This is a genomic window from Staphylococcus equorum (assembly GCF_001747895.1).
GTDB classification, from domain to species: domain Bacteria; phylum Bacillota; class Bacilli; order Staphylococcales; family Staphylococcaceae; genus Staphylococcus; species Staphylococcus equorum_A.
This window is the reverse complement of sequence record NZ_LNNB01000009.1, coordinates 769235-794836: the sequence shown is the minus strand read 5'-3', so window position 1 is coordinate 794836 and position 25602 is coordinate 769235. Positions and strand designations below refer to the sequence as shown.

General features: G+C 33.2%; 26 protein-coding genes and 1 pseudogene. 20 read left to right on the top strand and 7 right to left on the bottom strand.

The window, feature by feature from the left end; translation table 11 throughout:
• The first annotated feature begins 110 nt into the window (after positions 1-110).
• The 3 genes from AST02_RS05785 (at position 111) to AST02_RS05775 (ending at position 3237) form a co-directional block, all read left to right on the top strand.
• Positions 111-1463 carry a cytochrome ubiquinol oxidase subunit I gene (locus AST02_RS05785; RefSeq protein ID WP_069816418.1) on the top strand — a complete coding sequence of 451 codons (1353 nt, stop codon included), beginning with the start codon at positions 111-113 and terminating at the stop codon, positions 1461-1463.
• Positions 1463-2479 carry a cytochrome d ubiquinol oxidase subunit II gene (locus tag AST02_RS05780; RefSeq protein WP_069816416.1) on the top strand — a complete coding sequence of 339 codons (1017 nt, stop codon included), beginning with the start codon at positions 1463-1465 and terminating at the stop codon, positions 2477-2479. Before AST02_RS05785 ends, AST02_RS05780 begins: the two co-directional genes overlap by 1 nt.
• 98 nt (positions 2480-2577) lie before the next feature.
• On the top strand, positions 2578-3237 hold the full coding sequence (locus tag AST02_RS05775; RefSeq protein ID WP_002508010.1) for a potassium channel family protein: 660 nt from the start codon (positions 2578-2580) through the stop codon (positions 3235-3237).
• A 253-nt stretch (positions 3238-3490) separates the two neighbouring features.
• On the opposite strand, the gene rnjA is transcribed toward AST02_RS05775, so the two are convergent.
• Positions 3491-5299, bottom strand: coding sequence for a ribonuclease J1 (gene rnjA, locus AST02_RS05770; protein WP_069816414.1), 1809 nt, complete (start codon positions 5297-5299; stop codon positions 3491-3493).
• Positions 5299-5514, bottom strand: a complete 216-nt coding sequence (locus tag AST02_RS05765) for a DNA-dependent RNA polymerase subunit epsilon (RefSeq protein WP_002508008.1) — start codon at positions 5512-5514, stop codon at positions 5299-5301. Before AST02_RS05765 ends, rnjA begins: the two co-directional genes overlap by 1 nt.
• A gap of 507 nt (positions 5515-6021) precedes the next feature.
• On the opposite strand from AST02_RS05765, the gene AST02_RS05760 reads away from it, so the two are divergent.
• Complete coding sequence (locus tag AST02_RS05760; protein WP_069816412.1) at positions 6022-6294, top strand: hypothetical protein; 273 nt, start codon at positions 6022-6024, stop codon at positions 6292-6294.
• A 59-nt stretch (positions 6295-6353) separates the two neighbouring features.
• On the opposite strand, the gene def is transcribed toward AST02_RS05760, so the two are convergent.
• Complete coding sequence (def, locus tag AST02_RS05755; protein ID WP_057511837.1) at positions 6354-6905, bottom strand: peptide deformylase; 552 nt, start codon at positions 6903-6905, stop codon at positions 6354-6356.
• 126 nt (positions 6906-7031) lie between these two features.
• Here def and AST02_RS05750 point away from each other — a divergent pair, with 126 nt between their 5' ends.
• The 13 genes and pseudogenes from AST02_RS05750 (at position 7032) to AST02_RS05690 (ending at position 19657) form a co-directional block, all read left to right on the top strand.
• Positions 7032-7658, top strand: coding sequence for a YkyA family protein (locus AST02_RS05750; RefSeq protein WP_069816410.1), 627 nt, complete (start codon positions 7032-7034; stop codon positions 7656-7658).
• Positions 7659-7922: 264 nt separating this feature from the next.
• On the top strand, positions 7923-9035 hold the full coding sequence (pdhA, locus tag AST02_RS05745; protein ID WP_069816408.1) for a pyruvate dehydrogenase (acetyl-transferring) E1 component subunit alpha: 1113 nt from the start codon (positions 7923-7925) through the stop codon (positions 9033-9035).
• A gap of 3 nt (positions 9036-9038) precedes the next feature.
• Positions 9039-10016 carry an alpha-ketoacid dehydrogenase subunit beta gene (locus tag AST02_RS05740; RefSeq protein WP_069816406.1) on the top strand — a complete coding sequence of 326 codons (978 nt, stop codon included), beginning with the start codon at positions 9039-9041 and terminating at the stop codon, positions 10014-10016.
• A 148-nt stretch (positions 10017-10164) separates the two neighbouring features.
• Complete coding sequence (locus AST02_RS05735) at positions 10165-11460, top strand: dihydrolipoamide acetyltransferase family protein (RefSeq protein WP_069816404.1); 1296 nt, start codon at positions 10165-10167, stop codon at positions 11458-11460.
• Positions 11461-11463: 3 nt separating this feature from the next.
• Positions 11464-12870 carry a dihydrolipoyl dehydrogenase gene (lpdA, locus tag AST02_RS05730; protein ID WP_069816402.1) on the top strand — a complete coding sequence of 469 codons (1407 nt, stop codon included), beginning with the start codon at positions 11464-11466 and terminating at the stop codon, positions 12868-12870.
• A 149-nt stretch (positions 12871-13019) separates the two neighbouring features.
• Complete coding sequence (locus AST02_RS05725) at positions 13020-13298, top strand: UPF0223 family protein (RefSeq protein WP_069816400.1); 279 nt, start codon at positions 13020-13022, stop codon at positions 13296-13298.
• A 166-nt stretch (positions 13299-13464) separates the two neighbouring features.
• Positions 13465-13858, top strand: a pseudogene (locus AST02_RS05720) (helix-turn-helix domain-containing protein).
• Positions 13859-13870: 12 nt separating this feature from the next.
• Positions 13871-14971, top strand: coding sequence for an ABC transporter ATP-binding protein (locus AST02_RS05715; protein WP_069816399.1), 1101 nt, complete (start codon positions 13871-13873; stop codon positions 14969-14971).
• Positions 14958-15761 (top strand): ABC transporter permease, encoded by an 804-nt coding sequence (locus AST02_RS05710; protein WP_069816396.1) that lies wholly within the window; start codon positions 14958-14960, stop codon positions 15759-15761. Before AST02_RS05715 ends, AST02_RS05710 begins: the two co-directional genes overlap by 14 nt.
• Positions 15762-15766: 5 nt before the next feature.
• Complete coding sequence (locus AST02_RS05705) at positions 15767-16576, top strand: ABC transporter permease (RefSeq protein ID WP_069816393.1); 810 nt, start codon at positions 15767-15769, stop codon at positions 16574-16576.
• A complete protein-coding gene (locus AST02_RS05700; protein ID WP_069816384.1) occupies positions 16576-17649 on the top strand; it encodes an ABC transporter substrate-binding protein in 1074 nt (357 codons plus the stop codon). The genes AST02_RS05705 and AST02_RS05700 overlap by 1 nt, the downstream gene beginning before the upstream one ends.
• Positions 17650-17722: 73 nt before the next feature.
• Positions 17723-18949: a lipoteichoic acid stability factor AuxB gene (auxB, locus tag AST02_RS05695; RefSeq protein ID WP_069816382.1), complete on the top strand. Its 1227-nt coding sequence runs from the start codon at positions 17723-17725 to the stop codon at positions 18947-18949.
• A gap of 192 nt (positions 18950-19141) precedes the next feature.
• Positions 19142-19657 (top strand): DUF4064 domain-containing protein, encoded by a 516-nt coding sequence (locus AST02_RS05690; RefSeq protein ID WP_069816380.1) that lies wholly within the window; start codon positions 19142-19144, stop codon positions 19655-19657.
• A 102-nt stretch (positions 19658-19759) separates the two neighbouring features.
• Here the strand turns inward: AST02_RS05690 and AST02_RS05685 are convergent, their stop codons facing one another.
• Positions 19760-20371 (bottom strand): YktB family protein, encoded by a 612-nt coding sequence (locus tag AST02_RS05685; protein WP_069816378.1) that lies wholly within the window; start codon positions 20369-20371, stop codon positions 19760-19762.
• A gap of 262 nt (positions 20372-20633) precedes the next feature.
• On the opposite strand from AST02_RS05685, the gene AST02_RS05680 reads away from it, so the two are divergent.
• The gene (locus AST02_RS05680) at positions 20634-21452 is read left to right on the top strand and encodes an inositol monophosphatase family protein (protein ID WP_069816376.1); all 819 of its coding nucleotides are present in this window, start codon (positions 20634-20636) and stop codon (positions 21450-21452) included.
• 102 nt (positions 21453-21554) lie between these two features.
• Here the strand turns inward: AST02_RS05680 and AST02_RS05675 are convergent, their stop codons facing one another.
• Positions 21555-21746: a DUF5325 family protein gene (locus AST02_RS05675; RefSeq protein WP_069816374.1), complete on the bottom strand. Its 192-nt coding sequence runs from the start codon at positions 21744-21746 to the stop codon at positions 21555-21557.
• A 98-nt stretch (positions 21747-21844) separates the two neighbouring features.
• Between AST02_RS05675 and typA the strand changes: the two genes are divergently transcribed.
• A complete protein-coding gene (typA, locus tag AST02_RS05670; RefSeq protein WP_069816372.1) occupies positions 21845-23692 on the top strand; it encodes a translational GTPase TypA in 1848 nt (615 codons plus the stop codon).
• A gap of 270 nt (positions 23693-23962) precedes the next feature.
• On the opposite strand, the gene AST02_RS14070 is transcribed toward typA, so the two are convergent.
• Together AST02_RS14070 and AST02_RS05665 are read right to left on the bottom strand one after the other, a co-directional pair.
• Positions 23963-24136 carry a DUF2197 domain-containing protein gene (locus AST02_RS14070; RefSeq protein ID WP_081325282.1) on the bottom strand — a complete coding sequence of 58 codons (174 nt, stop codon included), beginning with the start codon at positions 24134-24136 and terminating at the stop codon, positions 23963-23965.
• Positions 24137-24138: 2 nt separating this feature from the next.
• A complete protein-coding gene (locus AST02_RS05665; protein WP_069816370.1) occupies positions 24139-24621 on the bottom strand; it encodes a hypothetical protein in 483 nt (160 codons plus the stop codon).
• Between the two features lie 323 nt (positions 24622-24944).
• On the opposite strand from AST02_RS05665, the gene AST02_RS05660 reads away from it, so the two are divergent.
• The gene (locus AST02_RS05660; RefSeq protein WP_069816368.1) at positions 24945-25220 is read left to right on the top strand and encodes a YlaN family protein; all 276 of its coding nucleotides are present in this window, start codon (positions 24945-24947) and stop codon (positions 25218-25220) included.
• Positions 25221-25602: the final 382 nt, after the last annotated feature.

Here is a 25602-nt window from a genome sequence, read left to right as displayed (position 1 = left end):
ATTAATTTGTCACTATATTTTGAACGCAACTTATTTCAATACAACGTAAAGCAGTTTATAATGAATAAACGTTGTGATTTTTGTCACAAATAAATAAAAAAGGTGATATTATGGATTCAGTTGAATTAGCCCGTTTTTTAACTGCGATGACACTCGCGGTTCATATCATATTCGCAACGATTGGTGTGGGCGTGCCATTAATGTTTGCTGTTGCTGAATTTTTAGGTATAAAAAGAAATGATCCAAAATATATAACATTAGCCAAAAGATGGTCTAAAGGATATACCATTACGGTAGCTGTTGGTGTTGTGACAGGTACAATTATTGGACTGCAATTATCACTATTATGGCCAACATTTATGCAAATGGGTGGTCACGTTATTGCATTACCATTATTTATGGAAACATTTGCTTTCTTCTTTGAAGCAATTTTCTTAAGTATCTATTTATATACATGGGATAGATTTAAGAGTAAATGGACCCATTTCCTTATTAGTATTCCCGTCATTATAGGTGGTACATTCTCAGCATTTTTCATTACAGCGGTCAATTCATTTATGAATACACCAGCTGGCTTCGATATGAAAGATGGAAAAATGGTTAACGTCCAGCCTTGGGCAGCGATGTTTAACGAATCGTTCTTAATTAGATCGTTCCACGTTGTTGCTACAGCACTTATGACGATGGCATTTGTACTTGCTGCAATTGCTGCATTTAAATTATTGAAAAACAAATTCAAGAAAGATACAGAATATCATAAAAAAGCATTGAAACTAACAATGATTCTTGGCGTAGTATTTACTTTAGGTTCTATGTTAGCTGGAGATTTATCAGCTAAGTTTCTACATCAAGAGCAACCAGAAAAACTTGCTGCTTATGAATGGCACTTTGAAACAGAGTCCAATGCAGATTTAATATTCTTTGGTAGTTTAGATGAAGAAACACAAGAAGTATCAGGTGCCATAAAAATACCTGGTATACTCAGTTTCTTGGCTGACAATAATACAAATACTGAAGTAAAAGGATTAAATGAGTTTCCAGAAGAACTGCATCCACCGATGATTGTACACTATTACTTTGATATTATGGTTTCTATGGGTGTTTTCTGCTTAATCGTATCAGGCGCGTTTATATTAACGCTTATATTTAAGAAATTACGCAAATTCACTTATTCAAAACCAATATTGTATGGTGCATTATTAACTGGACCAGCAGCAATGATTGCAATAGAAGCTGGTTGGTTCTTAACTGAACAAGGTCGTCAACCATGGTTGGTTCGTGGTTACCTTAAAGTAGCTGATGCTGCAACTCAAGCAGGTGGTTTAACACTCGTGACAATATTATTCGGTATCTTATATATGATTTTAATCGTGACTACCGCATACGTATTAATTCGTATGTTCAGAAATAAACCAGCATATAAAGATGTAGAAGAAAATACACCAGAAAGAGGTGATGAGTAATGATATTTGCTTATATAGGTATTACAGTACTTGGAATATTTTTATTCTCTTATATTATTATCGCCTCTATTGATTTTGGTGCTGGGTTCTTTACACTTCACGCAAAAGTAACTAAACAAGATAAACAAATTAACCATTTAATAGGTCGTTATTTAAATCCTGTGTGGGAAGTAACAAACGTTTTCTTTGTATTCTTTTTCGTTGGCATCGTAGGATTTTTCCCTGATGCGGCAAAATATTTTGGTACGGTACTACTCGTACCGGCTTCAATAGCATTAATATTACTAACAATTAGAGGTAGCTTTTACGCATTTGAAAATTATGGACCTGATTCAAAACTTATTTGGTTAGCAATGTACGGCCTGTCAGGATTGTTTATTCCAGCAGCGCTTGCTACAACGCTAACAATATCAGAAGGGGGCTTTATTACAGGTTCAGGTGATAATATAGATTTGGACTGGCTTGAATTAGCCTTGAGTCCTTATTCATGGTCTGTCGTATTCTTAGCTGTTATATCAGTGCTATACATTTCTTCAGGCTTCCTTACGTACTATGCTTCAAAAGCTAAAGACAAACCAGCATATGATTTATTAAGATATTGGTTCCTATTCTGGGGGCCACCGATGATCGCAATTTCATTATTCGTATTTGTATCGTTAAGACTACAAAACGAAGCGCATTTCTTAAGCGCAGTAACTGATTATTGGTGGATGTTCCTACTAAGCTTTATAAGCTTTATAGGTGTTATGGTACTTACATTAATGAAAAAATGGCACGGATTTGCATTTATCCTTGTTATACTACAAATGGGATTTGCATTTTTCGGATATGGTGCCAGCAAAATGCCATACATTCTATACCCATATGTTCGTATAGATGAAGGCGTTGTTAATAGTAGCATGGCCATTGCTTTAATTATTGCATTTGTTTTAGGTTTACTTTTACTCATTCCATCGTTAATATTATTATTAAGATTATTTGTTTTCGACAAAGATTATGTTGAAGGAAAAAAATAAATTAATTTTTTGAAATGAGGTATTGATAGTTATTCACTAGTTCGTCTTGACTGATGGATGGCTATCTTATCCGTGATTTTTTAAATTGGAGGACGCATATGGACAAAGAGTATGTGGTTATCGGCTTAGGTCGATTCGGTGGCAGTATAGTAAGAGAACTTAACGCATTAGATATGGATGTTATGGCAATTGATATGAATGAAGCACGTGTAAACGAATATAGTGATATTGCGACACATGCTGTCATTGCTGACACAACAGATGAAGCTGTTATGAAAAGTTTAGGTATCAGAAATTTTGATCATGTCATCGTAGCTATAGGTGAGAATATACAATCAAGCACGTTAACAACCTTAATTTTAAAAGAGTTAGGTGTAAAAAAAGTAACAGCTAAAGCGCAAAATGATTATCACGCAAAAATTTTAAATAAAATTGGCGCGGATACGGTTGTTCACCCTGAAAGAGATATGGGAAGAAGAATTGCTCACAATGTCGCAAGTGCAAGTGTGTTAGATTATTTAGAACTTGCAGATGAACATTCAATTGTAGAGATTAAAGCGAGCGAAAAAATGGCTGGCCAAACCATTATAGAATTAGATATTCGAGCACAATTCGGGATAAGTATTATTGCTATAAAAAGAGGTAAAGAAATATTAGTTTCTCCTGACCCTAATATTAGTATTGAAATCGGTGATATATTAATTATGATAGGGCATGATAATGACTTAAATCGTTTTGAGAAAAAAGTGGTTCGATAAATGAGTAATATTGAAGAAGTCTCCAAAACAGGAGGCTTCTTTTTTATATCCAATTCAGTTGCAGAATCATTAAAATACTATTAATTAAACGAGGTATGTTAATCAATGGTAAAAGACTTAAAATACCATCTTAAGCAGTAGAAATTATAGAATTCCTTTTACATTGCAAAATAATCAATTTATATAAAATAGATTAGTCATAGCAAAACAGCCCACACAATGTTTTGACAATGTGTGGACTGTTTTATAATACCTATGATTCAGATGATTGATTTGTTTCATCTTTTTTAGGTTTAGGTTTTGGATTTTTTGTTGGTGCTTTCGTGTTGTTGTTTTTAGGTTTATCATTTTTAGGGCTAGGTTTCTTAGCAAATGATTGATTGTTATCTTCATTTACTTTCATAATGACTGGTAAGATCATTGGTTTACGTGCAGTCTTTTCAAATAGATAAGGCTGTAACGTTTCAATGATTGATGATTTAATTTGATGCCATTGAATCTCTGGATTTTGATTTAATTTTGAAATAACATCCGTTTTGATTCTACGTTGTGCATCATAAATCAATTGTCCAGATTCACGCATGTATACGAAACCACGTGAGATAATATCAGGTCCAGAAAGTAGTTTATTTGTTTTGAAGTCTATACTTACAACGACAATCACTAAACCTTCTTCTGATAATAGTTTACGATCACGAATGACTACATTACCGATATCGCCAATACCACTACCATCAACTAATACATTACCTGATGGAATTCTACCAGCTTTTCTAGCAGAGTCATGTGTCAATGCTAAGACATCACCAATATCAAAGATAAACACATTGTCTGGTTCAACACCACACTCAATACCTGATTGACCGTGTGCTTTTAGCATACGATATTCACCATGGATTGGTAAAAAGAACTTAGGACGTAACAGACGTAACATTAATTGTTGATCACCTTTAGAACCATGACCAGAAGTGTGAATATTAGATACTTTATTATGAATAACTTCAGCACCAGCGCGATAAAGTGAATTTATTGTGCGGTTAATACTTTTCGTATTACCTGGAATAGGTGAAGAACTAAATACAACTGTATCTTCAGGGATGATTTTAATTTGTTTATGTGTACCGTTGGCAATTCTAGATAATGCTGCCATTGGTTCACCTTGAGAACCTGTACATAGAATCAATAAGTCATGCTTAGGCACGGTATTGATTTTATTTGGCTCAACAAACGTTTCTGGTGGTGCTTTGATATAGCCTAATTCCATACCAATCTTAATGTTGTTTTCCATTGAACGACCAAATGTAACAATTTTACGATTGTGTTTAATTGCAGCTTCAACTGCTTGTTGCACACGGTAAATGTTTGATGCAAATGTAGCAAATATGATTCGACCTTTACAATCATGGAATATCTTTTCAACATTTTGACCAACTTCACGTTCACTTAGCGTAAAGTCTGGTACAAGTGAATTAGTAGAGTCAGAAAGCAAACAAAGTACGCCTTCTTCACCTAATTTTGCCATTTTAGCTATATTTGCAGGTTCACCAACTGGTGTGAAATCAAATTTGAAGTCACCCGTATGCACAATATTTCCTTCTGGCGTGTTAACGATAACACCATATGCTTCTGGAATACTATGTGTAGTTAGATAGAATGAAACTTCAAAATGCTTAGATTTTATGACACTGCTTTCATCAATTTCAATAAGTTCTGCAGTTCTTAATAAATGATGTTCTTCTAATTTATTTCTGATTAAACCTAAAGCTAATGGTCCACCATATATAGGCACATTAATTTGCTTTAATAGGTAGGGCACACCACCTATATGGTCCTCATGTCCGTGAGTGATAAACAGACCAACAATTTTATCTTGGTTCTGTTCTAAATAAGTAATATCAGGAATGACATAGTCGATACCTAATAAATTATCATCAGGGAATTTGATACCTGCATCGATAATAACGATTTCGTCCTGATACTCAACGGCATAAGTATTTTTACCAATTTCGCCTAAGCCACCAAGCGCATAAACCGCAACTTCATTTTTGTGAATTTGTTTCATTATTCAGCTTGCTCCACATTGAAGTGATCTGATTGTTTTTCGTATTCTAAATGTGCGCCCTCTAATTTAGTAATAAATTCAATGTTAAAGTTACGATCCTTTAAATATCTTCTTACTTGTTCTTCTGTTTGTCCTTCAACGTAAATTGTTTGTGTGTGTTCACGTACTATTACTTCTTCTTTTGTTTTTTGAAAAAAAACTTTAAATACTGCCATTTTATATATTTCCTCCTAAAATCATGTTTGATTTTTAATTTTGTATAGTAAAACCCTAGTAATATAAAAGTGTTAAGTATCCATTGGTTATTTGAAATTAACTGCACTTCTAATTATGCATGGACACTGATACTGTATATAAATAGAACATACTAGTTTTTTTGCCCAGTATGTTTCTAGGGAGATCTTCAGTTCGTTCGTTTAGAAAACTACAAACACTATGTTTCATATGTTTTCAGTTATTTCTCATTTTACATGATGTAGTAGAATAAATAAAGCAGTTTTATCTTTAGTGCCTCTTTTAATAAGTACAAATAATTTCATTTTTATTATAATTAATATTTAATCCGCAAATTCAAATCTTTAGTTATGTAAAATACTGCAATAAATCATCATAAAACTTGAGTGTGCGTTGAAAGTTAATTATGATGAAAGAGAGTTATTATTTAATATTGCACAGAGTAATATATTAAATATAGAAACGATAGATGGGTAAGGGTGATAGAAATGGATCGAGTGAAAAGAATTATAGAAGATGTTAAAAAAGAAAAAAATCGAAACGATAAAATATTTCAAGATATCACTTTTGAAATCCGTACAGAACAAGTAATCATGTTTTTTAATTATAATGAAATAATTGATACTGTAAATGGTGATCAAAATTACGTTAAACATAATCATGACCCAGAATTTATAGACATTAAAGAATTAAACGACTTAAAGACAGAACTCAAAAAATTAGATATACCATTTACTGAACGAAGAGATGACTTTATGTAAAAAATGCCGTTAGCTTTGAGAAATCCTCAATGTGCTAACGGCATATTATTTTTAATAGCTTAAACTTCTACTGCATCTTCATGTGGCGTAAGTGGGTTGTTTGGATCAATATGATCATAAAACATTACGCCATTTATATGGTCTATCTCATGTTGAACGACAACAGCTGGGTAACCTTTTAAACGTAATTTCACGTCATTACCATCTATATCTGTAGCTTTTACCGTGATTCGATATTTACGGTGGACGAGTCCTGGAATATTTTCATCTACGCTTAAACAACCTTCGCCAGTTGGTAAATAAGCTTCTTGAACGCTGTGGCTCATGATTTTAGGGTTAACTAATGCTAAATCATAACTTTTGCCATCACCATCATCTGGTAAATAAACTGCTATCATTTTTTTGGCAATATTAATTTGTGGAGCAGCAAGTCCAACTCCTGAGCGAAGTCCATACTTATTAGCTGTTTCCTCATCCTGGCTATTAATTAAAAATTCGCGCATAGCTTTTAAAGTTTCACGATCTTCGTCAGAAAGCGGTATTGTTACATCTTTTGCTTTTTCACGAAGTGTGGGGTGACCATCTCGGATAATATCTTTCATTGTTATCATTTTGTTCATACACCTTCCTTAATATAAAATATACCAAAGTTTAACGCTTAAAATACAGTGATACATTTGATTTCTTATAAAATATTATATAATATAACACACAAATAAAGGAGGATTTCTCAAAAAATGAAATTAAAGTATAGCATCGGTGCGATACTCGCTTCTACAATGTTAGTAGCGGGGTGTACAACAGACAAAGGTGAAATAGAAGATTATAACGAAAAAGTACAAAAAGCATTTGATGAAGAGAAACCTGTATCTTCAGTAGGGAAGAAATTAAATAGTCTTGAACAAGACAAGCAAAAATTAGTTGAGCAAATTAATGGTAAGGACCAAGCAGAAGTGAAAGATACTTCGAAAAAAGTCGTGGACAATGTTGAAGAAAGAGAAAAAACATTTAAAAAAGAAGAAGAAGCTTTAGATAACTCAGAAAAAGCATTTAAAAAAGCTGAAAAGCATGTTGATAATATAAGCGATGAAGATAAGAAAAAAGAAGTGACACAATTGAACCAAGCGCTTAAAGATAAATACAAAGCACATGATGAATACGCCAAAGCATATAAAAACATTTTGAATAAGGAAAAAGATATGTTTGGTTATACTTCGGGTGACGAAGTGAGTCAAGAGCAAATAGACAATAAAGCAGAAGCGGTTTCGAAATCATATAAAAATATGAATAAATCATTTGAAAAATACTCAGATGCAATGAATAAAGTGAACAAAGAAAAAGAAGATGTAGACAATCTTTCTTAAATTTAAAAGCGATAAATTTGAATTTTAAATAGCTACGTTATAGCATATGATATGAGGGCGCTTACAATTTTAAGGGAATTACTTTATAGTGACTCGGTTTTGGAGTAGTACAGCGCTATGAAAAACAGTAGTACAGATTAAAAACTGTACTTGTCTTAAGTATTACAGAACTTTTTCAAATTATTTAACAGTGTAACAGTTTTGTGGTACAATATTGAAGGATAAAATAAGTTTCTATTATACGGGAAAGGTATGGTGAATTGAATGGCTCCGAAATTGAAAGCCCAATTCGATGCAGAGAAAGTATTGAAAGATACTGAATCTCAATTTGAAATGATCCAAATCTTGGATGAAGATGGTAACATCGTTAATGAAGATCTAGTACCAGATTTATCAGACGAGCAATTAGTTGAATTAATGGAGAGAATGGTTTGGACACGTATTCTTGACCAACGTTCTATTTCATTAAACAGACAAGGGAGATTAGGTTTCTATGCTCCTACAGCAGGACAAGAAGCTTCGCAATTAGCTTCACAATACGCTTTAGAACAAGAAGATTTTATATTACCAGGTTACCGTGATGTTCCACAATTAATCTGGCAAGGCTTACCTTTAACTGAAGCCTTCTTATTCTCAAGAGGACACTTTAAAGGTAATCAAATGCCTGAAGGCGTTAACGCATTAAGCCCACAAATTATTATCGGTGCACAGTATGTTCAAACTGCTGGTGTAGCGCTTGGTATTAAAAAACGTGGTAAAAGTGCTGTAGCAATTACTTATACTGGTGATGGTGGTTCGTCACAAGGTGATTTCTACGAAGGTATTAACTTTGCTTCTGCATATAAAGCACCTGCAATTTTCGTTATACAAAATAACAACTATGCGATTTCAACGCCACGTAGCAAGCAAACTGCTGCTACTACATTAGCTCAAAAAGCTATTGCAGTTGGTATCCCAGGTATTCAAGTTGATGGTATGGATGCTTTAGCAGTATACCAAGCAACTAAAGAAGCGCGTGATCGTGCTGTTAATGGTGAAGGTCCAACTTTAATTGAAACAATCACTTATCGTTATGGTCCACATACTATGGCTGGAGATGACCCAACGAAATACAGAACATCTGATGAAGATTCTGAATGGGAGAAAAAGGATCCATTAGTTCGTTTCAGAAAATATCTTGAAAATAAAGGTTTATGGACTGGCGATAAAGAAAATGAAGTTATCGAACGTGCAAAATCTGAAATTAAAGTTGCTATTAAAGAGGCAGATAATACTGAAAAACAAAAAGTTACTGACTTGATGGAAAACATGTATGAAGAAATGCCTCCACATTTAGCAGAGCAATATGAAATCTATAAAGAGAAGGAGTCGAAGTAACCGATGGCACAAATGACAATGGTTCAAGCGATTAACAACGCGCTTAAAACCGAATTACAAAACGATGAAAATGTTTTACTTTTCGGTGAAGACGTCGGTGTTAACGGTGGTGTTTTCCGTGTAACTGAAGGTTTACAAAAAGAATTCGGTGAAGACCGTGTATTTGATACACCTTTAGCTGAATCTGGTATTGGTGGTCTAGCTTTAGGCTTATCTACTCAAGGATACCGTCCAGTAATGGAAGTACAATTCTTAGGATTTGTATTTGAAGTATTCGACTCTATAGCAGGACAAATTGCGCGTACGCGTTTCCGTTCTGGTAACTCTAAACAATCACCTGTTACTATTCGTGCACCATTTGGTGGTGGCGTTCATACACCAGAATTGCATGCTGACAACTTAGAAGGTCTTTTAGCTCAATCACCAGGTTTACACGTTGTAATTCCGTCTAATCCGTATGATGCTAAAGGATTATTAATCTCAGCAATCAGAAGTAATGACCCAGTTGTATATTTAGAACATATGAAATTATACCGCTCTTTCCGTGATGAAGTACCTGAAGAAGAGTACACAATCGAAATTGGTAAAGCAAGTGTGAAACAAGAAGGTAATGACATTACGCTTATTGCATATGGTGCAATGGTACAAGAGTCATTAAAAGCAGCAGAAGAGTTAGAAAAAGATGGTTATTCAGTCGAAGTTATTGACTTACGTACAGTTCAACCAATCGATATCGAAACACTTGTTGCTTCAGTAGAAAAAACAGGACGTGCTGTAGTAATACAAGAAGCGCAACGTCAAGCTGGTGTTGGAGCACAAGTTGTTTCTGAATTAGCAGAACGCTCTATTCTTTCATTAGAAGCGCCAATCGCTCGTGTTGCAGCGGCAGATACAGTTTATCCGTTTACACAAGCTGAAAATGTTTGGTTACCAAACAAAAACGACATCATTGAAAAAGCGAAAGAAACTTTAGAATTTTAATATATATTTAATGAAGTAGGATGATATCAGTTTAGTTGATACACCTACTTCATCTAAATATATATTTATAGCATGAGATAGTGACTTAATTGTTCATCGCTCAATTTCTAATTTTTGACTTAATATGAATTTTTAGGAGGATAATAACGTGGCATTTGAATTTAAATTACCCGACATTGGTGAAGGTATCCACGAAGGTGAAATTGTAAAATGGTTTATTAAATCTGGAGATACAATTGAAGAGGACGATATTTTAGCTGAGGTACAAAACGATAAATCAGTTGTTGAAATCCCATCACCTGTTTCAGGTACTATTGAAGAAGTACTAGTAGATGAAGGTACTGTAGCAGTTGTTGGTGACACAATCGTAAAAATCGATTCACCAGATGCAGAAGAAATGCAATTCAAAGGTAGTGAAAGTGACGATTCAGCAAGTGAAGAAACAGAAGCACCTGCAGAAGAAAGCACTAAAGAAGAAGCACCTGCACAAGCTTCTAAAGACGAAGAAATAGATGAAAGCAAACGCGTTAAAGCAATGCCTTCAGTTCGTAAATATGCTCGTGATAATGGCGTTAACATTAAAGCTGTTTCAGGTTCAGGTAAAAATGGCCGTACAACTAAAGAAGATGTGGACGCTTACTTAAATGGTGGCGGAGAAGCAGCTTCAAATGAAAGTGCAGCTACAACAACTGAAGAAACTTCAAGTGCAGCACAATCAGCAACAGTTTCTACAGAAGGCGAATTCCCAGAAACAACTGAGAAAATACCTGCAATGCGTAAAGCAATTGGTAAAGCAATGGTTAACTCAAAACACACTGCGCCTCACGTAACATTAATGGATGAAATTGATGTTCAAGAATTATGGGATCACCGTAAAAAATTCAAAGAAGTTGCAGCTGAACAAGGTACTAAATTAACTTTCTTACCTTATGTTGTTAAAGCACTTGTTTCTGCACTTAAAAAATATCCAGCGCTTAACACTTCATTTAACGAAGATGCTGGCGAGATTGTACACAAACATTATTGGAACATCGGTATTGCTGCAGACACTGACAGAGGATTATTAGTTCCTGTTGTTAAACATGCAGACCGTAAATCAATGTTCAGCATCTCAGACGAAATTAACGAACTTGCTGTTAAAGCACGTGACGGAAAATTAGCTGCAGATGAAATGAAACATGCTACATGTACGATCAGTAATATCGGTTCTGCTGGTGGACAATGGTTCACTCCAGTAATCAATCACCCAGAAGTAGCTATATTAGGCATTGGCCGTATTGCACAAAAACCAATTGTTAAAGATGGAGAAATAATAGCTGCACCAGTATTATCATTATCATTAAGCTTTGACCACAGACAAATTGATGGTGCTACTGGCCAAAATGCTATGAATCATATCAAACGTTTATTGAATAATCCAGAATTATTATTAATGGAGGGGTAAAATATGGTAGTTGGAGATTTCCCAATTGAAACAGACACTATTGTAATCGGAGCAGGACCAGGAGGCTATGTTGCAGCAATTCGTGCAGCACAGTTAGGTCAAAAAGTAACAATCGTTGAAAAAGGCACATTAGGTGGCGTATGTCTTAATGTTGGATGTATTCCTTCTAAAGCATTGTTACACGCTTCACACCGTTATGATGAAACTAAGAACTCAGAAAATTTAGGTGTTATTGCTGAAAGTGTTTCACTTAATTTTAATAAAGTTCAAGAATTCAAACAATCAGTAGTTGAAAAATTAACTGGTGGCGTTGAAGGATTGTTAAAAGGTAATAAAGTAGAAATCGTTAAAGGCGAAGCTTACTTTGTTGATAACAATAGCTTACGTGTTATGGATGAGAAAAGTGCTCAAACATATAACTTTAAAAACGCGATTATTGCAACTGGTTCAAGACCAATTGAAATCCCTAACTTCGAGTTTGGAAATCGTGTAATTGATTCATCTGGCGCTCTAAATTTACAAGAAGTTCCTGGTAAATTAGTAGTTGTTGGTGGCGGTTATATTGGTTCTGAACTTGGAACTGCTTTTGCAAACTTTGGTTCAGAAGTTACTATTTTAGAAGGCGCTAAAGATATCTTAGGCGGTTTTGAAAAACAAATGACGCAACCTGTTAAAAAAGGTATGAAAGAAAAAGGCGTTGACATTGTAACTGAAGCTATGGCTAAATCGGCTGAAGAAACTGAAAACGGCGTTAAAGTAACTTACGAAGTAAACGGCGAAGAACAAACAATCGATGCTGATTATGTATTAGTTACTGTAGGTCGTCGTCCTAACACTGATGAATTAGGCTTAGAAGAATTAGGTCTTAAATTTGCAGAACGTGGATTAATCGAAGTAGACAAACAGAGCCGCACTTCAATTGAAAACATTTTTGCAATTGGTGATATCGTTCCTGGTTTACCACTTGCGCATAAAGCAAGCTATGAAGCTAAAGTAGCAGCTGAAGTAATCTCTGGTGAAGCATCAGAAGTAGATTACATCGGTATGCCTGCTGTATGTTTCACTGAGCCAGAACTTGCTCAAGTAGGTTATACAGAAGCTCAAGCTAAAGAAGAAGGATTAAAAATTACTGCTTCTAAATTCCCTTATGCAGCTAACGGCCGTGCGTTATCATTAGATGACACTACTGGTTTTGTTAAACTTATTACGCTTAAAGAAGATAATACATTAGTAGGTGCTCAAGTAGTTGGTACTGGCGCTTCTGATATTATTTCTGAGTTAGGTTTAGCAATCGAAGCTGGAATGAATGCTGAAGATTTAGCATTAACTGTACATGCTCACCCAACATTAGGTGAAATGTCTATGGAAGCTGCTGAAAAAGCTATAGGTTTACCAGTACACACAATGTAATTTCATTGTTGTAACAGATATAACGATAGCCTTGTGGGGGCGGGAATACGAAATCAAATTTTGATTTCTGTCCCGCTCCCTTTTTTATTTTAAAATGTAAAATCTAAAAGAAACTAAAATATTTGATAAAAAGTAGGAGGGATACTTATATGGAGTATCAATATCCGATAGATCTTGAGTGGTCAAATGATGAAATGATGCAAGTTGTATCATTTTTCAATGCTGTAGAATCTTTTTATGAATCAGAAGTAGAAGGTAAATTATTATTAGATCGCTACAGACAATTCAAAACAATTGTTCCTGGAAAAGCAGAAGAAAAACAGATTTTTAAAGAATTCGAAAAAAGTAGTGGATATAATAGTTACCAAGCAGTAAAAACAGTTCAAACTGACAACAGTCAAAAGTTTTTCAGTGCAACTAAAAAATAACTATTGTTATATAAGCTATATTCTGATATTTTTATTAAGCATTAAATAAAACGTTTGATAAAAGTAAACAGTATATAGCTTTTTTATTTTTGCGAAATTTTAGTGTAGTGCACATCATAAAATGCCGTATAATCCTAAAAAGTTAATTTATATAAAGAATGTCATGATGAATATAGGTAAGAAGATTAAAACACTAAGACAAATTAAAAATCTCACTCAAGGAGAGTTAGCTGAACGCACAGATTTATCAAAAGGCTATATTACTCAAATTGAGAATCAATATACTTCATTGGCCAATTTCGCAATCTAATGAGTTTGAAATGGAACCACTTATAATTACTTTAAATGGAAATGCTGCATATAAAAATTTTGAACCTTCAAATTCGGATACATTTATATATTGTTTAGCAGGTGAAGTTACATTATTGTTAGGTGGTAACGTGTTTCATGCTGAAATGGGAGATGCGCTTTATTTTAAAGCAAAGCAAGAACATAAATTAATTAATTCTACATCAAATGAAGCTCGAGTTATGATTGTTGCAACTGCATCATATTTATAGGAGGAAGCACAAATGAGTCCGTTATTATCTTTTAATGCTGTAAGTAAAGCTTATGATGATACACCCATATTAGATAAAATTAATATAGATATTGAGTCAGGTCATTTTTATACATTACTTGGACCTTCTGGTTGTGGTAAAACAACAATTTTAAAACTTATTGCAGGATTTGAACAAGCCGATGAAGGCGATATTATATATCAAAATCAGTCAATTAATCATATACCAGCAAACAAACGCAAGGTGAATACAGTATTTCAAGACTATGCATTATTTCCGCATTTAAATGTTTATGATAATGTTGCTTTTGGATTAAAATTAAAGAAAATGAACAAAAGCGCCATTAATAAAAAAGTGCAAGAAGCATTAAATCTTGTTAAACTCACTGGCTATGAAGATAGAACAATTGAAGGTATGAGTGGGGGGCAAAAACAGCGTATTGCAATTGCACGTGCGATCGTAAATGAGCCAGAAATATTATTATTAGATGAGTCTTTATCAGCACTTGATTTAAAATTAAGAACGCAAATGCAGTATGAATTAAGAGAAATACAGTCTAGATTAGGTATAACATTTATTTTTGTTACACATGATCAGGAAGAAGCGTTAGCGCTTAGTGATTATATATTTGTAATGAAAAATGGTAAAATACAACAATTTGGCACGCCAACTGATATATATGACGAACCAGTAAATCGTTTCGTTGCCGATTTCATAGGAGAATCAAATATTATTGTAGGCACAATGATAAAGGACTATATCGTGAATATTTACGGTCAAGATATAGAATGTGTAGACATGGGTATACCACCACAACAGCATGTAGAAGTAGTGATTAGGCCAGAAGATATATCCTTGATTCAACTGGAGCAAGGTTTATTCGAAGTGACAGTTGCTTCTATGCTTTTCAGAGGTGTACATTATGAAATCAATTGCATTGATAGTAAAGGTTACGAATGGCTGATTCACTCTACTAAAAAAGCAGAAGTTAATAGTAAAGTTGGTTTATACTTTGAACCAGAAGCAATTCATATTATGGTACCAGGTGAAAGTGAAGCTGAATTTGATAAGCGTATTGAAAGTTACGAGGAAATCGATTATGCGCAAGATTAATACATTTTTATTTATACCCTATATAATGTGGATGGTTTTATTTATCGTTGTTCCTGTGATGCTTCTTGTTTATTTCTCGTTTATTGATATGCAAGGGCATTTTGGTTTGGAAAATTATAAACAGATGATTTCATTGAAATATTTCACGATGATTTGGGACTCGGTATGTTTTGCTGCAGCAATTACGTGTATGACGCTACTTATAAGCTATCCAGCTGCATATTTTATAAGTTCATCTAAACATCAAAATATATGGTTACTTATACTCATCGTACCAACTTGGATTAATTTACTACTGAAGACCTATGCATTTATAGGCATTTTCAGTCATGATGGTATTATCAATCAAATAATGAATTTTTTACATTTGCCTAAAATGGAATTGTTATTTACTGTTCCTGCTTTTTTAATAGTAGCAAGTTATATTTATATTCCATTTATGATTTTACCTATTTTTAATAGTATGAAGGATATTCCTGAAAATATTTTGCAAGCTTCAAGTGATTTAGGTGCGAATAAGCTAACAACATTTAGAAAAATCATCCTACCACTTACGAAGCAAGGTGTACTGACAGGAATTCAAGTCACGTTTATACCTGCATTGTCGCTTTTTATGATTACGAGACTTATTGCAGGTAATAAAGTGATTAATATTGGGACAGCCATAGAAGAACAATTTCTAGTGATACAAAACTATGGAATGGGTTCAACGATTGCGTTGTTTTTAATCGTATTTATGGCGTTCATCTTAATTATTACGAATACTAATGTTACGAATAGGAAAAGGTGAATCATATGAGATGGTATGGCAAATTATATATCGGTATATTAATTACTATTTTATATGCTCCAATATTATTTTTAATGGTTTATTCGTTTAATGCTGCTGGTAATATGATTCATTTTGATGGCTTTACTTTGGAACATTATCAATCGTTATTCAGTAATGACCGATTAATGTCTGTCATTTTTAATACGATTGGTGTAGCATTATTAGCCGCTGGATGTGCTACTGTAATAGGAACATTAGGTGCAATTGGCTTATATCATTTAAAAAACAAGAAATTAAAAGTTTCATTACTTACATTAAATAATGTTTTAATGGTATCTTCTGATGTTGTTATTGGCGCTTCATTTTTAATTATGTTTACTGCTATAGGACATTTTACTGGTATAGGTCTTGGGTTGATAACGGTACTTATTTCACACATTGCTTTTTGTGTTCCTATTGTGGTAATTATTGTGTTACCTAAATTGTATGAAATGAATAATCATACATTAAACGCGGCTCGTGATTTAGGTGCAACGGAGTTTCAAGTATTGAATAAGGTAATGTTGCCTCATTTAATGCCAGCAATTATCGGGGGCTTTTTTATGGCGTTGACCTATTCATTAGATGATTTCACTGTCAGTTTCTTTGTTACTGGTAATGGATTTAGTGTGCTTTCCGTAGAAGTTTATGCAATGGCAAGAAAAGGTATTAGCATGGAAATTAATGCAATATCTACCATTTTATTTGTTGGTATTATGTTAAGTATACTAGGGTATTATTTTATTAAAAAAATACTTAAGCATAAAAAACAAGTGAAACGGGGTATATTATAATGAAACGTTTTTTACAGTTAATTATAATTTCTATTGTCGTTGGTCTGATATGTTTATTTATCAGCCAAAGATTCACTTCAAAGCAGCACTCTGACACTGGTGAAAAAATTTATGTTTATAATTGGGGAGAATATATTGATCCTAGTTTATTAAAACAATTCCAAAAAGAAACAGGAATAGAAGTCGTTTATGAAACATTTGATTCAAATGAAGCGATGGAAGCCAAAATTAAAAATGGTGGCACTCATTATGATGTTGCTTTTCCGAGTGACTATACAGTTCAAAAATTGAAAAGACAACAATTGTTATTACCTCTAAATCATGAGAAACTACCTAATATGAAAAATCTTGATGCAGATTATCTTGATATGCCATTTGATGAAGATAATACGTATTCAATACCTTATTTTTTTGGTACTGTAGGTATTATTTACAATAAAAATATATACCCAAATGATAACTTTGAGTCGTGGGATCAGCTTTATAAAGCAAAATATAAAAATGATATATTATTAGTAGATGGTGCGAGAGAAATGATAGGTGTAGCTTTAAATAAATTAGGTTATAGTATAAATGAGACACATTCATCATATTTAGCAGAAGCTGAGAAAGACTTAACGCATTTAGGACCTAATGTTAAAGGCGTGGTAGGTGATGAAATTTCAATGATGTTAGAACAGCATGAAGCAAATATTGCAGTGGTATGGAGCGGTGTTGCAGCTCCTATTGTACAACAAAATGAAGGATTTGATTATGTAGTACCTAAAGAAGGTTCAAATCTGTGGTTTGATAATATGGTTATACCTAAGACCACACAAAATAAAGCAGGTGCCTATAAGTTTATGAACTTTTTATTAGATGCTGAACATAGTAAACAAAATACAGAATGGGTGGGCTATGCGACACCTAATAAGGCAGCAAGAACTCAATTGCCTGAAAGCATAAAAAATGATGAACGGTTTTATCCTACAAAGGAAGAACAAGCCAATTTAGAAGTTTATAAAGATTTAGGTAAAGAGGCGTTAAGTGAATATAATGAAAGATTTTTAAATTTTAAAATGTCATTAAAATAAGTCATAGTTAGTAGTTATTTGATCGTTAATTCGATATAATAGTTTGACAAGCAATATAAGGAGTTGTAAAGACATGTCAGGAGAGCAATATACTCAAGTTAGACGTCCGGTGAGTCGACTAGCAGAAAAAGTATTAGGTTGGTTGAGTTGGATATTCTTATTATTACTAACCATTATTACGATGTTTATTGCACTAGTATCTTTTAGTAGTGAAGCATCAATACAAAATTTGGAGACTTCATTGAATGGCAATGATTTTGTTCAACAAATATTAGCGAATAATGGATTAAACACAATCCAATTTGTAATATGGCTACAAAATGGCGTGTGGGCGATTATAGTATATTTCATTGTCTGCTTGCTTTTATCATTTTTAGCCTTAATTTCAATGAATATAAGAATTTTATCAGGATTCTTATTCTTAATCGCAACGATAGTGACGTTGCCATTAGTGTTGTTATTTGTACCACTAATTATTCCTATTCTATTTTTAATCGTGGCAATCATGATGTTTGCACGAAAAGAAAAAGTAGAAACAGTGCCTGCATATTATGCAGAAGGGTACCAAGGGCGTTATTCAAATTATGAGCAACAATCAGAACCAAACTCACCTCAATATATTGAAAAGCAACAAACTTCTGACGTAGAACAACAAAGTAATGATAATCAATTAAGAAGAGGTGGTTATAGCTCTGAAGTTGCAGAAAAAGTAAACTCTGAAAATAATGCATCTGATGAAGAACCACAAGTACTTTCTAGACAAGCAAAATATAACTATAAGCAAAGAAAACACAATAATGTTGATGATGACAGTCAAAGTACTGAAGATGATTTCGGTCAAGTTAGCAATGTATATAATGAAGATGGTGAAGCAGTTGCCAACGAAGATCAAAGTAGCAAAGATGCAGTAACAAATGAGCAACAAGAACAACAAGCTAAAGAAACAGAATTAGAAAATCAACGTATAGCAGAAGAAGAACAACGCCGTAAACAAGAAGCGTATGAAGCGCAACAAAGAAAACAAGCTGAGCAAGAAGAAGAACAACGTCGTAAACAAGAAGAGGCTGAAGAAGCTGCTAGATTGAAGCAAGAAAAAGCTGAAGAAAAAGCACGTATTAAACAAGAGAAAAAAGAACGCAGAAAACGTGAAAAAGAAAAACGTAAACAACAACCGAGTGCAGCAAATCAGCGTAGAAAGAATTTCGAAGAACGTAAGAAAATGACTTCACAAGATGTTGAAGAAACACAAGATACAACATCTGAAGAACAAAATGATTCTGAAACAAAAGACAAATCATAATAAAAGTTGTGTTGTTTTATAATAATTCAATTTGGTATTCAACTACTAGACTCGATTGTTCACATAATGTGAGGCAATCGGGTTTTTATTTATATCGCTCTAACATAATATCATTTAGCGATAGGTCGTGGTTATTTTTAATTATTCATAAATTTGCTATGATATAATTAATGAATTTATAGGAGGAAGCATATGAGTAGGAAAGCAGAACGTACCCTAGCATGGATAGCAATTAGTCTTAGTTTAATATACTTATTATTTATGGTTATTGCATATAATTTCATCAACGTACCAGAATTTAAAGCAGTATTTAATGAAATGAACCAACAACAAGGGACAGAAATTACCTCAGGAGCTTTTAAAGCTTCTATCGTACTACAAGGTATCTTTACACTTATTTCAACGATTTTGGCTATTATTGCGGTCTTTACAATTAAAGGTAATCGCATACTAGCAGGATGTTTATTTATTGTTTCGGCTATTATTGGTATATCTGGTGGGAACTTTATCGCAATGATTTTATGGCTAATTGTAGGTATTATGTTATTTTCGAAAAAAGATAATACGAATCAAGGTAATCAAATTAATCAGATGCCAAATTATAATATTTATAATAACGAAAAAGAAAGAGAAAAGCCCCAGCAGCAAGACATGGATCCTGAGGCAGAAATGAAACGAAAAAAAGATGATGACCCGTACATTTATTAAATGTTCCTAGCAATCATTTATAAAGATAAATAAGTAATAATAGAAAAAGCACGTGACTTAAATTCATTTTAAGTCGCGTGCTTTTTAGATATTTCAGATGAATTATTTATAAAATTTGAGTAATTGTTCAAAGGTTTCTTCGAGGAAGTTTAAAAAGACTTTGTCGCTTTCTAATTGTTCGGCATTTGGTGACAATGTACGAGCTACAAAGAACTCACCTTTTTTAACTTCTTTAACACGATTGAGCGCTTTTGTTAGGTCTTCATCTGACATTTCATGAATGTAAATTTTTTCTTGGCTCATATGATCAGGACTAATGCTGTAGTCATTTGGTAAATTTTTAAGTGTTTCAAATTGGTCCTCGAAAGCTTTTATTTGTTGTGCTTTGTCTTTTGTTTCATGCATGATACCATACATGACAAATAATTGATTTTCAAACAGACCTATTTGAAAATGTGGTTGCATTTTATAACCGCGTTTATTTGTAGCGAATGCGACCCATGTATCTTTTGGTGGGTTAACTTTTCGACGCGCATGTTTAGCTACGTGTGGATAAAATTTTTCACCGGTTACTGTTTCTAAATATTGTGCAAAATAATCACCTAATTCATTCAGCTGTGGTCGGATACGTTCATTTAACGCTTCCATTCTTGCATCAAGACCATCAACTGTGAATGCTTTGAAATCTCTAGGTTTAAATATGTACTTAGTCATTGGGGCCTCCTGTAAACATTATATACGTCTGTATTGTAGCATAATATAATTGGATTAACATTGTCTTTGCCCATTATGCGCACCTAAAACATAACTTTATAGTGCGCGTGTATAAAAGATAAAATAGGGTATACATGTAAGAAACCATAAAATATTCAAAATATATTTTTATACATATTATTATTAGAAAATAGAAAAGTTGCGCATTAACTTTTTGAGTATTAATTACTGTATAATGAGAAGTGAATAAGGAGCTGATACAATGACTGTTTACGAGTTTGCTAAAGGTCTCATATTAGAGGCAGGGAATAATGTAAAAAAAATAATGAAAGAAGATATAGAAATAGAAACGAAATCAAATCCTAATGATTTAGTGACAAATGTAGATAAAGCTACAGAAAACTATATTTTTGAAAATATTTTACAGACATATCCTAACCACCACGTTATTGGTGAGGAAGGTCATGGCCATGACCTGAATAATGTGTCAGGTGTTGTATGGGTAGTAGATCCAATTGATGGCACATTGAATTTTGTTCATCAAAAAGAAAATTTCGCAATTTCCATTGGTATTTATAATGATGGACAACCTTATGCAGGATTTGTATATGATGTAATGAACGATGCACTATATCATGCTAAGACTGGGGAAGGAGCATTCGAAAATGAAAATCGACTTCCTGAAATAAAATCGACGCCTTTAAGTACAAGTATTATCGGTATCAATCCTAACTGGCTAACCAAACCACGTTTAGGAGAATTATTTAAACCTATAGTAGAAGAATCCAGGAGTGCCAGAGCTTATGGATCAGCTGCTTTAGAAATTATTCATGTCGCAACTGGAAAATTAGCTGGATATATTACACCTAGATTACAACCTTGGGATTTTGCAGGTGGACTCATTGTCTTAAATGAAGTAGGTGGAAAAGGTACAGATTTAATGGGAGATGCATTATCAATTTATGAACCTAGTTCGATTGTAATGGCGAATAAACAATTGCATGCTGAACTCATTGAACAACATTTTCAAAAAAATAATGAAATCATTGGATTATTGCAACAACGTTTAAAAAACAAATAATAAAAGAGCATTTTAGAAGAAAAAACAACCTATGAAAAGCGCCTCAATCCTATTTGTTAGAATTGAGACGCTTTTATAGATTGTATATAAAATTTGACTCGATTATAGCCAATCGTTTTCGCGATATTTCTTTTTTAAAGTGAAACCGTAACCAAATGTTGCAATGAGTAATATAAGTGTTAAAATCATCAATGGAACATTTGTTGCAGCTAAACTAAAGCTAAATAAAAGCAAGAATACTACAGCTACTACAGCAAGTACCCAGAATATTGCTTTCGATTTTTTTTGTTGCATACTACCACACCTTTATAGTTTTCTTTAACCAATTATATGATATAATAAAAAAGTTGCAAAGAAAAGTGGGAATTTACTCGAGAAAGGAATTTGTATAAATGACTAATAGAAGAGAAGACGTTCGTAATATAGCTATCATCGCTCACGTTGACCATGGTAAAACAACACTAGTAGATGAGTTATTAAAACAATCAGGAATATTCCGTGAAAATGAACAAGTAGATGAAAGAGCAATGGATTCTAACGATATTGAGAGAGAACGCGGTATCACAATCCTTGCTAAAAATACAGCAGTGAATTATAAAGACAATCGAATTAATATTTTAGATACACCAGGACATGCTGACTTCGGTGGAGAAGTAGAGCGTATCATGAAAATGGTTGATGGTGTTGTACTTGTAGTAGATGCTTATGAAGGAACGATGCCACAAACACGTTTCGTATTGAAAAAAGCATTAGAGCAAAACTTAAAACCAGTTGTAGTTGTAAATAAAATTGATAAACCAGAAGCACGTCCAGAAGGCGTAGTAGATGAAGTATTAGACCTATTTATCGAGTTAGAAGCTTCTGACGAACAATTAGATTTCCCAGTCGTTTACGCGTCAGCTGTTAATGGTACTGCAAGTTTAGATGCAGAAGCACAAGATGAAAATATGCAATCTCTATATGAAACAATTATCGATTATGTACCAGCACCAGTTGATAACAGAGACGAACCATTACAATTCCAGATCGCGCTATTAGACTATAGTGATTATCTAGGACGTATTGGTGTAGGACGTGTGTTCCGAGGAACGATGCGTGTAGGTGACAGTGTATCTTTAATTAAATTAGACGGAACTGTTAAAAACTTCCGCGTAACAAAAATCTTCGGTTTCTTCGGTTTAAAACGTGAAGAAGTTAACGAAGCATATGCTGGCGATTTAATTGCCGTATCAGGAATGGAAGATATTAACGTTGGTGAAACAGTAACGCCAAGTGATCACCAAGATGCACTTCCTGTATTAAGAATTGATGAACCAACACTTGAAATGACATTTAGAGTTAACAATTCGCCATTTGCAGGCCGTGAAGGTGATTATGTAACATCTCGTCAAATTCAAGAACGTCTTGATCAACAATTAGAAACAGACGTTTCATTAAAAGTTACGCCTACTGAAACTCCAGATAAATGGATTGTTGCAGGGCGTGGTGAATTACATTTATCAGTCTTAATAGAAAACATGAGACGTGAAGGCTTTGAATTACAAGTATCTAAACCTCAAGTTATTTTAAAAGAGATTGATGGTGTGAAATGTGAACCGTTTGAACGTGTACAATGTGAAGTGCCGCAAGAGTATACAGGTCCTGTAATCGAGTCATTAGGCCAACGTAAAGGTGAAATGCTTGATATGGTTACAACAGATAATGGCTTAACACGCATTCTCTTTATGGTTCCTGCTCGTGGTTTAATTGGTTATACTACAGAATTTATGTCTCAAACTCGTGGTTACGGTATCATTAACCATACATTTGAAGAATTCAGACCACGTGTTAAAGGTCGTATCGGTGGCAGAAGAAACGGTGCACTTGTATCTCTTGATCAAGGTAAAGCTAGTGCTTATGCAATTATGGGCTTAGAAGACCGTGGTACAAACTTCATGGAACCTGGTACTGAAGTATATGAAGGTATGGTTGTTGGTGAACATAACCGTGATAATGACTTAACAGTTAACGTTACAAAAGAAAAAAACCAAACAAACGTACGTTCTGCTAATAAAGACCAAACTGTAAGTATGAAACGCCCAAGAATTTTAACTTTAGAAGAAGCATTACAATTTATCAATGACGATGAACTTGTAGAAGTTACACCAGAAAATATCCGTATTAGAAAAACAGTTCTAGAAAAATCAGCACGTGAAAAAGAATCTAAACGTGTCAAACAAATGATGCAAGATAATGAATAATTAAATAAGATTTAATATGAGAACCGAACTAGATAATAATTTCTAGTTTGGTTCTTTTATTTTAGAATTGGCATCTAAGTTAACGCGGTTAAGTAAATTAAATATATATTGTTACTAACAACATATGTACATGATGTTTTATAACATATAAAAATAGCTAATCATTTAACAATTTGAGCTGCATTTTTGTTACGGCTCATAATTATTGAATAATTAGCTATTATAATTATAAAGTTAGTTTATTAAATTGATGTGATATAAAACTATGTGTTAAAGATGATTATAAGTCGTTACTTGATTGCGTTGTTTAGGTGTATCAAGTCTACTTTTACACTCATCACACATAAATGTGTGCATCGGATCATTTCTAAGTCTTTTCGCTTCTAATGTATTTTGATCGATAAATACTTCCATATCACAAATAATACATTGAACTTTTTTCATACTTAGATCACCTCAATATGAGTAACATATGCAAATTGGTAAGAATAACCTTCATTTGGAATGTAAACAAAGCTATCTACGCTATAGTCATCATATAATCTTTTACCATCTTTAGCGAATTGGAAAAAGAGGTAAGGTAATAAGTCAATCGGAACCTCGATAGCATCATTTTCATTATATAAACGGATTGCTTTTGCAGAATCATGTGGTTCAGCATTTTTGAAAAAAGGTGTCATATTGATAACGAATGATTGTTCCAATACTGCACGTCTTTTATATTTTATTTCAGAATTTAAAGTTGGTGGATTAGTTTGACCTTCTAAAATTGCACGATTCCATTCACGGTTATCGTCAAAATTGATTGGTTTTGTACCGTCAAATACACCTTTTTCTAAATCTTCAATTAGTACTTTTCTATCATCAAAAATCCAAGTTGTACTATCTAATGATATTGGAAATTTAACTGCGCCCTTAATTTGAATCATAGTCCCACTCCTATTTGTATATCTTATCTATCTTTATAACAAAAATATGTAAAAATGAATTTTTTGTGAATGTTTTCCACTTGTAAGTGAACATTTCATATACGCATTGTACTATAAAATTCGTGTTGAAATAAAACGTTTACACTACAGATGCCAGCATGCTGACGATTCCATAAATAAATATATTTGAGATAAAGATTTCTTTAATATCAATATTATCACAAATAACACGGTTTAGTATATTAAGGAATTCACTTGCTTTTTATGAATCAGTAAGATACACTTCTACATATAAAGTTACAATTGATAGGGGGGAGTATGTCATGGTAAAGAATCAAAAAATGAACAGTGCGGCATATGACCAGTTGAATAAAGATGCTGATAGGATTCTCCAACTTATAAAAGTACAAATGGATAATCTCACGTTACCTCAATGCCCGTTATATGAAGAAGTACTCGATACTCAAATGTTTGGATTGCAAAAAGAAGTAGATTTTGCTGTTCAACTCGGTTTAGTCGATGTAGAAGTGGGCAAAGATTTAATGCTACGATTAGAAAAAGAACTTTCTAAATTGCATGACGCATTTACTAATGTTTAATATGGTTAAATAAATAGAGTTTTTAGCTGGAAAGATTTTGACCAGCTTTAAAATTACACACAACTTGTATAAGTAGTATCTTCAAAACTACATAACATATTTCAGAGTGGCTGGGACATCAATATATTGTTGATTGCATCGCAGCCATTTTCTTTTGTTTAAAATAGACAAATGACGAAATTAATGGTTAAAATAATGGTATTTAGTGTTATATTTGTTCGAAATATTAGAGTGATGTTTGATATAATGTTAAAAGTGTAATTTATTTTTTATGAAACAGACCCAATATCTTAAGACGATTTACAACAATAAATATCGTTTTAAAGTTACGAATTTGAGCTGGTAATGATAAATGATATTAATAATTAGAATTGGATGATAT

Bases quoted from the DNA above. Each gene is read 5' to 3' on its own strand.
- AST02_RS05705 (WP_069816393.1), top strand. From the start codon at position 15,767: ATGAGATGGTATGGCAAATTATATATCGGTATATTAATTACTATTTTA.
- rnjA (WP_069816414.1), bottom strand. From the start codon at position 5,299: ATGAAACAAATTCACAAAAATGAAGTTGCGGTTTATGCGCTTGGTGGC.
- AST02_RS05680 (WP_069816376.1), top strand. From the start codon at position 20,634: ATGACTGTTTACGAGTTTGCTAAAGGTCTCATATTAGAGGCAGGGAAT.
- AST02_RS05660 (WP_069816368.1), top strand. From the start codon at position 24,945: ATGGTAAAGAATCAAAAAATGAACAGTGCGGCATATGACCAGTTGAAT.
- AST02_RS14070 (WP_081325282.1), bottom strand. From the start codon at position 24,136: ATGAAAAAAGTTCAATGTATTATTTGTGATATGGAAGTATTTATCGAT.
- AST02_RS05700 (WP_069816384.1), top strand. From the start codon at position 16,576: ATGAAACGTTTTTTACAGTTAATTATAATTTCTATTGTCGTTGGTCTG.
- AST02_RS05725 (WP_069816400.1), top strand. From the start codon at position 13,020: ATGGAGTATCAATATCCGATAGATCTTGAGTGGTCAAATGATGAAATG.
- AST02_RS05665 (WP_069816370.1), bottom strand. From the start codon at position 24,621: ATGATTCAAATTAAGGGCGCAGTTAAATTTCCAATATCATTAGATAGT.
- def (WP_057511837.1), bottom strand. From the start codon at position 6,905: ATGATAACAATGAAAGATATTATCCGAGATGGTCACCCCACACTTCGT.
- AST02_RS05750 (WP_069816410.1), top strand. From the start codon at position 7,032: ATGAAATTAAAGTATAGCATCGGTGCGATACTCGCTTCTACAATGTTA.
- lpdA (WP_069816402.1), top strand. From the start codon at position 11,464: ATGGTAGTTGGAGATTTCCCAATTGAAACAGACACTATTGTAATCGGA.
- typA (WP_069816372.1), top strand. From the start codon at position 21,845: ATGACTAATAGAAGAGAAGACGTTCGTAATATAGCTATCATCGCTCAC.
- AST02_RS05775 (WP_002508010.1), top strand. From the start codon at position 2,578: ATGGACAAAGAGTATGTGGTTATCGGCTTAGGTCGATTCGGTGGCAGT.
- AST02_RS05685 (WP_069816378.1), bottom strand. From the start codon at position 20,371: ATGACTAAGTACATATTTAAACCTAGAGATTTCAAAGCATTCACAGTT.
- AST02_RS05675 (WP_069816374.1), bottom strand. From the start codon at position 21,746: ATGCAACAAAAAAAATCGAAAGCAATATTCTGGGTACTTGCTGTAGTA.
- pdhA (WP_069816408.1), top strand. From the start codon at position 7,923: ATGGCTCCGAAATTGAAAGCCCAATTCGATGCAGAGAAAGTATTGAAA.
- AST02_RS05715 (WP_069816399.1), top strand. From the start codon at position 13,871: ATGAGTCCGTTATTATCTTTTAATGCTGTAAGTAAAGCTTATGATGAT.
- AST02_RS05690 (WP_069816380.1), top strand. From the start codon at position 19,142: ATGAGTAGGAAAGCAGAACGTACCCTAGCATGGATAGCAATTAGTCTT.
- AST02_RS05710 (WP_069816396.1), top strand. From the start codon at position 14,958: ATGCGCAAGATTAATACATTTTTATTTATACCCTATATAATGTGGATG.
- AST02_RS05765 (WP_002508008.1), bottom strand. From the start codon at position 5,514: ATGGCAGTATTTAAAGTTTTTTTTCAAAAAACAAAAGAAGAAGTAATA.
- AST02_RS05785 (WP_069816418.1), top strand. From the start codon at position 111: ATGGATTCAGTTGAATTAGCCCGTTTTTTAACTGCGATGACACTCGCG.
- AST02_RS05760 (WP_069816412.1), top strand. From the start codon at position 6,022: ATGGATCGAGTGAAAAGAATTATAGAAGATGTTAAAAAAGAAAAAAAT.
- AST02_RS05780 (WP_069816416.1), top strand. From the start codon at position 1,463: ATGATATTTGCTTATATAGGTATTACAGTACTTGGAATATTTTTATTC.
- auxB (WP_069816382.1), top strand. From the start codon at position 17,723: ATGTCAGGAGAGCAATATACTCAAGTTAGACGTCCGGTGAGTCGACTA.
- AST02_RS05740 (WP_069816406.1), top strand. From the start codon at position 9,039: ATGGCACAAATGACAATGGTTCAAGCGATTAACAACGCGCTTAAAACC.